This window comes from Streptomyces durocortorensis (genome assembly GCF_016901035.1).
In the GTDB taxonomy this organism is placed as follows: domain Bacteria; phylum Actinomycetota; class Actinomycetes; order Streptomycetales; family Streptomycetaceae; genus Streptomyces; species Streptomyces durocortorensis.
The window spans coordinates 1-7,653 of record NZ_JAFEUF010000287.1 but is presented as its reverse complement, the minus strand read 5'-3'; the positions used below and the strand labels follow the sequence as shown (position 1 = coordinate 7,653).

Sequence of the window (7,653 nt, the reverse complement as noted above, 5' to 3'; positions counted from 1 at the left end):
TGCAGCTCCCGGACGGCACCCCCGCCTACACCGACCGCCTCCCCGCCACCTACCAGCCCACCAACACCGTGCCGCAGGTCGTCCACGTCCACCAGGCCCCGCCGGACCGGACGGTGCAGCGTCTCGCGCTCGGCTCCGGCGTGGGCGCCGGAGCGGTGGCTGCCGGGGTCTACTTCGGCCCGCTCCTCGTGGGCGTCCTCACCGCGATCGCCGCGAACCTCGCGCTCCTTGCCCTGGTCGCCTCCGTCTGCGCCTGGGGCGTCGTCACCGTCGTGAAGTCCGTGAGCGACGGCAAGAACGCCCGCAAGCGCCGCTGACCCGGAAGGACTGAACCCGATGGCCACCATCGCCACCGTTTCCGTGACACCCGTTCCCAAGCCCCTCGCTCCCGACGCCTGCACGGCCGAGTGCCTGCTCTGTGGAGTCGCCGCCTACGCGGAGCACTCGCTCACCACATGGGCGGTCAAGCACTCCGAGCAGTGCCCCGGACCGCAGCCCGCCTGACGGCTGCCCGCGCCGCCCCGGCCACCGCCGAGGCGGCAAGGGGAATCGGACAGACCGGCTTCCACCAGGGAGGTTCACCGTGCACAGCTACACCCGATCCGAGTCCCGCGAGCGCGCCAAGCTGTTCCGCCGGGGCTTCCGGCAGGCTCTCGCGGACTGCGTCGACCCGGAGATCCGCCGGAAGATCGAGCGCATCGACCAGGTTGCCGCCGCCCGCGGCGCGCAGGAGCTGGCCGCGCTGCACAAGGTGCAGGCCGACGCCCGCCAGGACCTCGCCACCGCCAAGGCCACCGAGCGCACCGCACCCCGCGCCGACCGACCCGCCGCCCGCGAGGCCCGCAAGCAGGCTGAGCAGCGCGTACGCCTCGCTGAGCGGGCCGTCCACAAGGCCGAGCGCGACTGAGCGGGGGCGGCCGACCCCGGCCAAGGAAACCGGCCGCCCCCTCACCCCATCCCGTTGCACTGAGCAGGAGAGGCACGTTCATCATGACCGAACCCGCCAGCACGGTCCCCGTCATGGGGACCGTGCACCACCTCGACGACCACCGCCCCACCCCGCCCGACACCACCACCGACCCGGTGGACCTCACCAAGGTCCCCGCCCCCCGGCGGGCCCGCTCCCGGGTCCAGCTCACCCGACGGGCCGTGCGCTGGGCCGTCACGCACGAGCGCACCCGGGCCGGAGCCCGCGCTGCGGTCCGCCATTCCCTCTACGTCGTCGGCGGGGCCGGTGTGGTCGCCCGGCGGACGTGGCAGGGCCGGACGGTGGCGGTCCACCACCAGATGCGGGCCGCCGCGGTCGCTGCGGGCAACCAGGAACTCGCCGCGGAGTGGCAGGAGAAGGCGGACCGCTTCCGCACCGACCGGCACCGCCGCCGGATGGAGCTGATCAGCGGTGTTCCGCAGATGGCCAAGTCCGCGGCGATCGGCGTCGCCAGCACGGAGGGTGCGTTGCTGCTGCTCGGTGCCTGCATGGCCGTTCACGACGGCGACGTGCGCGAGGTGATCGTGCCGACGCTGGCCGCCATCGACGCGGTCCGGGCCTTGTGCTGGTTCGTCTCCATCGCCTGGGGGCCCGCGCTCGCGCTCGCGCTGCTGGCCGGGCTGTCCCACCTGTGGCGGGCCGGTCAGCAGCAGCAGACCGCACCCGCCTGGGCCCGCCCCGCCACCAGCGGGATGGACGATGTCCCGGTCACCCCCTCGGTGGTCGTCAAGGCCCTGTCCGACCTGGGAATTTCCTCGCTGCGCAAGGCCATCAAGGAGATGGCAGACGGTGCGGCCGGCATGCTCGGCCCCATCACCCTGGCCGGATGCGGCGTCGAAGTCGACGTCACCCTCCCGTCCGGCGTGAGCACCGAGGAGGTGCTGGGCAAGCGGCGCAAGCTCGCGGAGAACCTGAATCGCCACGAACACGAGCTGCACATGACGCTCCCCCCGGCCCCGCGGACCGTGCGCATGTGGATCGCGGACTCCGGCGCCCTGGACCAGCCCATCGGCCCCTCGCCGCTGGTCACCGACCCGGACGCCACCGCCGACATGCACCGCGGGCGGGCCCCGTGGGGTGTCGACCTGCGCGGGGACGCGGTGCTGGTCTCCCTGTGGCAGAAGCACATGCTCATCACCGGCCTGTCCAACCAGGGCAAGACCGCGAGCCTCCGGGCCCTGGCCCTGTGGCTCGCGCTCGATGCCCGGGTGGAGTTCCGGATCGCGGACCTCAAGGGCGTGGGCGACTGGCAGATGTTCGACGGCATCGCCACCGTCCTCATCCAGGGCCCCACCGACGACCACGTCATCGAGACCACCGAGATGATCGAGGACGGCGTCACGGAGATGGCCAAGCGCATCACCGTGATGCGGGAGCTGACCGCGAAGGGCTGGAGCCAGGACAAGATCCTGGCCGACCCCCGGTTCAACCCTCTGGTCCTCGTGGTCGATGAGGCGCAGGTGGCCTACGGCTCCGGTGCTCAGGAAACCGTCGTCACCGAGAAGGGCGCGGTCCGCAAGGGCGCCCCGTTCGGCGGGTCGAAGGCGGACAGCCGCTACTTCCAGGCCGTGAAGAAGATTCACGACCAGGGACGCGCGGTCAACGTCACCACCTGGGAGGGCACCCAGGACCCGACCAACGAGAACCTGCCCAAGCGCTCCCGGGAGGGCAACCACATCCGGGCCTCGCTGGTCCTGGGCACCGAGTCCCAGGCTCGCATGGCGGTGGGTGACTCCGCGGTCGACGCCGGGGCGGCCCCGCACAAGCTGCGCCAAGGGCTGGACAAGGGAACGCTTGTGGTGGCCGGCGACGGGGTCAAGCTCGCCCCCGGACAGCCCTCCGTCACAGCCCGGACCCACTACATCGGCCCCGAGGACGCCGAGGCCATCGCCGAGCGGGCCAAGGCACTGCGCGCCGGCGTGAAGACATCCGCGGGGCCACAGTCGGCGCCGCGGGAAGTCGACCACCTCGCCGACGTGGCCGCGGCCCTCGGCAGCGAGGAGCGGATGAAGTCCGACGAAGTCCGCCAGCACCTGGCACAGCGGTGGCCGGAGGTCTACAAGTCGTGGTCCGCCTCCGACCTGGTGCAAGCCCTCAAGCCGTTCGGTGCCGAACCGCGGAAGTACAACGGCAACCAGATGATCTCCCGCGCCCGCCTCTTCGCCGCCATCGAGACCCGCGCCGACGAGACCGAGGACACCGAGAACGCCGGATAAAGCGACGCACGGTGACGGGGAGGGAGCTGGGGAGGCGGGCACATCCTGGGGAGTTCTCCCCAACCGCTTCCCCGACGTGCCTCCCCAGGACTGACCTGCGCAAATCGGCTTTTGGGGAGGATGGGGAGGCAGGGGAGGTGACCCCTCCGAAGCCCCTGGAGAAGCGGTTTCCCGGGGGTGGGCCTGCCTCCCTACCCAGCTTGCGCGGCATCCGGAAGAGCGGTTCCGGTTCCCTTTCCCCTCAACCCATCCTAGAGATTTGGTGTAAGACAGCGTCCGCAGCGTCCGCGAGGTGGCGTGAAGGGCGTCTGACCTGCGGGAATGATGCGGACGCTAAACAAACTGTTGAGCGTCCGCTAGCGTCCGCAGCGTCCGCAACCCTCTCCCCTCTTAAGAGCATCACCGCAGGTCAAGACGGCTCTTAAGGGGGAGAGGTGCGGACGCTGCGGACGCTGACCCCTCCTCCGGCGCGGGGTGCTCGCCGGTCGTGAGGATTCCGTTTCCCGCTCACAAGCAAGAGGAGCACCCCCGGCGGAGTGGCGCGGGGTGCTCCTCTTGCTGGCACAGTCACCACCCCTTGTAGCACTACAAAAACCTCCCCTCTTTTTCCTAAGTAGGAAAGGTCTGCGTCACCGCGTCACCACGGCAGGGCAAAAGAGGCTTTGACCTGCGGAAAGAGGGGGTGACGCAGAGCCAGAATCCTGCGTCATCGTGCGTCACCTGCGTCACCCGATGACGCGGCCCTGCGTCACCGATGACGCACTCCCGGATGCCTGCGTCACCCTAAAACCGCAGATCAGGGGGTTCGGGTGACGTTGATGACGCGGTGACGCAGAACTCCGGCCCTCGGACAGGTGCCGCACCGCCGGGCCCGCGCCGCGAAACGCTGCCTGGTCGGCCGGCGCGGTGCGCGCTCGCGGAGCGAGCTGCCCAGGGTCGTGCGGCTTGCCGCTCGCTCTATCTTTCTCCGGGACCGGTAGGTCAAGCTCTCCAGCGCCCCACAGGCGTACTGGACCCCCTTCCGGGTGGGTGTTGACCCTCCGGCCCCTGTTCGGCCGTCAGGGCCCCCGTAGCGACGCTGGGTGACGGAATTCCCGTCTCGCGCGCGCACGCGTAGGAGCCCCTGTCGGAAACCAGGAAACGGGAAACTCCGCTACTCCGCGTGCACACGTCCGCGCGGGGAGGCCGTGTCGAGCCAGACGCCTCCGGGACTATTGGCCCGTGGGCAGAGTGAGCGCCCCTGCTAGACCTAGCAAGGACCCTTGCTAGGTCTAGCAGGGGCGCTAGCACCCGAAAGCGCTTCTGAGCTGCGAACTAGCACCTAGCGCCCAAGTTTGAGCCCTGCTGTTTCGAGCGCTTTCAGCACGGAATCCGGGTCACCGCCGTAGACGATGTGGGGCTCATCGGGCTGAGGCGGGATGAATCTCGTCCGATACCTGGCCAGGTCGCTTTCCGAGAAGAAGATTGAGTTTGCGTCGGCCTGGTGCCGAGCGTTTCGCTCGCTGACCCGCGTCCAAAGTTCCTCGTGGCTTGCCTCCAAGTAGACGAGCACTGACCGGCCTCCGGCGTTAGCGACCACCGCACTCCAGTGCGTGCGGTCTTCTGGAGTCCAGAACCCGTGATCCACCACGACGTTGTGTCCTGCCCGAAGCTGCTCGCCAAGGTCCACGGCGGTCTCCTCCAGTACCGGGCGTTCCAGCTTCGGGAAGATGCCTCGTGGGAAGTCGACTCCATACACGCCGTGGCGACGGAACATCTCTTCGTCCGGGCATAGACGGACGAATCCACTGGCCGTGAGAGCGCGCGAGAGCGTCGTCTTACCAGACCCGGGAAGCCCCGCCATCAGGACGCAGAACGGCTCTGAAGCCGAAGCCGCCGTCACTGCGCTACCTCCGACTCTGTGAGCCATGTCCGGCCCGGACCGCCGAGGTCCACGCCGTACTCCACGACCTGGCCCGAGCTGTCGATGAACTTCGCGGTCATGACGACCACCGGCTCCATCGGGAGGTTCGACGGGTCTAGCTCTAGAAGCTTCGCGTCTGCGGGCCTCAGCGAGCGGGCTGAAGCGGTGTCGATCCGGCGCGTGATCGGCCGTCCGGTGGCCTGGGCGATGAGCTGCAACGACGTGCCACCGGTGAGGCGCGCACTCTTGGCGAGTTGGGGCACCAGGTGTCCGTACTCAGCGGGGATCCACGAGGTCGAGTGCGCGACGATGCCAAGGCGATCGCGGTATACCCGGCGTCGGCGGATGACGTCCGAGTCTGGCGTGATGTCCAAAGCTGCTGCCACATCCGCCGGCGCTGAGACCACCGATGCCTCATGCGAGTCGGACCGCTCACCCGCTCCCCAGCTTGAACCGCTGCGGTGGCCCCGGTCCTGCCGCTGGGAGCCTGAGGACATCGGCGTGGGGCGGTCGATCACCTCGGTACCGATGCCGTGAATGCCTCGCACGAGCCCTTCGCCGCGAAGCTGCCGCAACGCCTTCTCTGCCGTGGCGGTACTGACACCCCACTCCTGTGCCAGGGTCTTGATGCTGGGCAGAAGTTCGCCCGGCCGAAGCTGCCCTGAGGTGATCAGCTCCGTGTAGTGAGCGGCGATTCGTGCGTACGGTGCCCGCTGCCCGACCTGGTCCGGCATTTCGTCAGCTCCTTCTCTCTGTTGATGCGTTCCCTAGCGTACCGCTTGACACCCTAGGGTGCCCTAGGGAACCTTAGGGGTGTGCCCACCGGTCGCTCTGGTCGGGGAGGCACGGCAGCGCTGTGCACCTGGTGCTGACCGAAAGAAAGCCCTGGCCAAGGGGCCAGGGCTCTCACAGGGAGCGGCTCCCTACCGCCAAGCAGAACGCCGCTCCCCGACCCTCGAAGGGGTAAGACCATGATGCCTGGAACCTTAGCGACGCCGCTTCCCCGTGTGCCGGTTCAGTCCGGTTGGGCGGTGCAAGTGCAGGACCTGACCGGCGCTGAGCGGGCGGTTGCCCTGTACGCGTCGGACATGCCTGCCAATCGTCGCCGTCAGTCGCCCGAGCAGGTTCGGGACTGGATCGTGCAGGGTGTTGAGCGGCTGGGGCTGGAGGAGATCGGCCGCCGGGCCGCGTTCCGCCGTGGCTACCGGCTGCTGGAGATGAGCGGTCTCGTCACGGCGCAGATCGCGCAGCGGCACGAGCAGCGGTTCCCCGTTGCGCGCCGTCTGGCCGTTGCCGATCAGCAGTCCGGGAACAACGTCCTGTGGTTCGGGATGAGCGAGCAGACGCGGCGGCGCAACGGTGAGGCTGCGGTCGACGGGGATTGCCCGTGCCGTGGCACCCGGCAGATCCGGGCCGTCTACGGGGAGGGTCAGGACCAGCTCGCCATGCTGTGCCCGGTCCACGCTCAGGCGTCGATCCGGGCCCAGCGTGAGGGCAACTGGCAGGAGCTCCCGGGGGGCCGGGCGTGACGATCACTCTCGACACCGCGAACGCTGCCGGGCCGGAGCAGCCCTACCAGCTTCAGGCTGCGGACACCCCGCTGGGACGGGCCCGGGTCGCCCGGGGCTGGTCGCAGGAGAAGGCGGTGCGCGCCCTGGTCCTGCTGGCCCGGTCCCGGGGGTGGCAGGTGGCTTCGGAACCGTCGCTGAAGGTCCAGCTCTCCGGCTGGGAACACGGCCGGAGGCGACCGAACGAGACCTACCGGCTCCTGCTGTGCGCGGTCTACCGGGCCACGGCGGAGGAGTTGGGGTTCGACGTGGCCGACCGGTCCGCGACCGTGAAGACCCTCCGGGAACGGATCAACGATCTGGAGCGCCTGGTTGAGCACCTGACGGGCGCGGGAGCTGTGCGGGGGGTGTCGGCATGAGGAACGGCCACCCGCTCAACTCCACCCGCCGACGCGCCCGCAAGCACCAGCTCGCCGTCCGCGACGGACAGCAGTGCGCCTACTGCGCCGTGCCGTTCGCCTCGCTGAGGGAAGCGACCCTCGATCACGTCGTGCCGGTGTCGCTGCTGCGGACGTGGTCGGCCGGTGCGCTCGTGCTCGCCTGCCGACCGTGCAACCACGCCAAGGCCGATCGCTTCCCGCTCTCCATCGCCCTGCTGCTGGTCTGGGCCCACCGGCCCGACCTGCGTGACGACCCGCGTCACACCCCCCGTCACACCGACCCGGGCAACGTGTTCACGGCCGACGAGTCGGTGTTCACCACGCCCAACCGATCGACCCGGTCGGCCTCGATCGTGTTCGGTCCGGGGGAGGTGGACTGGCTGCTCCTGGCCCGGCTCGTTCACGCCCGCACGGCTGGTGAACGGTCGACCCCTGACCAGACGAAACACCGCAAAGCGGATCGTCGTGCGGTGCGGGTCGGTCGACTCGCGCACCCCCGGCGGACCGCCCGACTGAACACGTGTGAACAGCCGACCGATCGAGGGGTGAGCGCATGAACACCGACATCCAGCACGTGAACGGTCACCCCCGACCGATC

At 69.6% G+C, this 7,653-nt stretch carries 9 protein-coding genes; 7 read left to right on the top strand and 2 right to left on the bottom strand.

Annotated elements, in window-relative coordinates:
• The 4 genes from JS521_RS31515 to JS521_RS31500 form a co-directional block, all read left to right on the top strand.
• A partial coding sequence (locus tag JS521_RS31515) for a DUF6251 family protein (RefSeq protein WP_205086333.1) occupies positions 1 to 317 on the top strand: 317 nt, incomplete at its 5' end.
• A gap of 19 nt (positions 318 to 336) precedes the next feature.
• The gene (locus tag JS521_RS31510; protein WP_205086332.1) at positions 337 to 504 is read left to right on the top strand and encodes a hypothetical protein; all 168 of its coding nucleotides are present in this window, start codon (positions 337 to 339) and stop codon (positions 502 to 504) included.
• Positions 505 to 583: 79 nt separating this feature from the next.
• A complete protein-coding gene (locus tag JS521_RS31505; protein WP_205086331.1) occupies positions 584 to 907 on the top strand; it encodes a hypothetical protein in 324 nt (107 codons plus the stop codon).
• 83 nt (positions 908 to 990) lie between these two features.
• Positions 991 to 3,204 (top strand): FtsK/SpoIIIE domain-containing protein, encoded by a 2,214-nt coding sequence (locus JS521_RS31500; protein ID WP_205086330.1) that lies wholly within the window; start codon positions 991 to 993, stop codon positions 3,202 to 3,204.
• 1,321 nt (positions 3,205 to 4,525) lie between these two features.
• Here the strand turns inward: JS521_RS31500 and JS521_RS31495 are convergent.
• Together JS521_RS31495 and JS521_RS31490 are read right to left on the bottom strand one after the other, a co-directional pair.
• Positions 4,526 to 5,086: a P-loop nucleotide/nucleoside kinase family protein gene (locus tag JS521_RS31495; protein WP_307847981.1), complete on the bottom strand. Its 561-nt coding sequence runs from the start codon at positions 5,084 to 5,086 to the stop codon at positions 4,526 to 4,528.
• Complete coding sequence (locus JS521_RS31490) at positions 5,083 to 5,841, bottom strand: GntR family transcriptional regulator (RefSeq protein WP_205086329.1); 759 nt, start codon at positions 5,839 to 5,841, stop codon at positions 5,083 to 5,085. Before JS521_RS31490 ends, JS521_RS31495 begins: the two co-directional genes overlap by 4 nt.
• 354 nt (positions 5,842 to 6,195) lie before the next feature.
• Here JS521_RS31490 and JS521_RS31485 point away from each other — a divergent pair, with 354 nt between their 5' ends.
• The 3 genes from JS521_RS31485 to JS521_RS31475 are packed head-to-tail and all read left to right on the top strand — an operon-like array spanning position 6,196 to position 7,612.
• A complete protein-coding gene (locus JS521_RS31485) occupies positions 6,196 to 6,636 on the top strand; it encodes a hypothetical protein (protein ID WP_205086328.1) in 441 nt (146 codons plus the stop codon).
• Complete coding sequence (locus JS521_RS31480) at positions 6,633 to 7,034, top strand: XRE family transcriptional regulator (RefSeq protein ID WP_205086327.1); 402 nt, start codon at positions 6,633 to 6,635, stop codon at positions 7,032 to 7,034. Before JS521_RS31485 ends, JS521_RS31480 begins: the two co-directional genes overlap by 4 nt.
• A complete protein-coding gene (locus JS521_RS31475; protein WP_205086326.1) occupies positions 7,031 to 7,612 on the top strand; it encodes an HNH endonuclease in 582 nt (193 codons plus the stop codon). Before JS521_RS31480 ends, JS521_RS31475 begins: the two co-directional genes overlap by 4 nt.
• Positions 7,613 to 7,653: the final 41 nt, after the last annotated feature.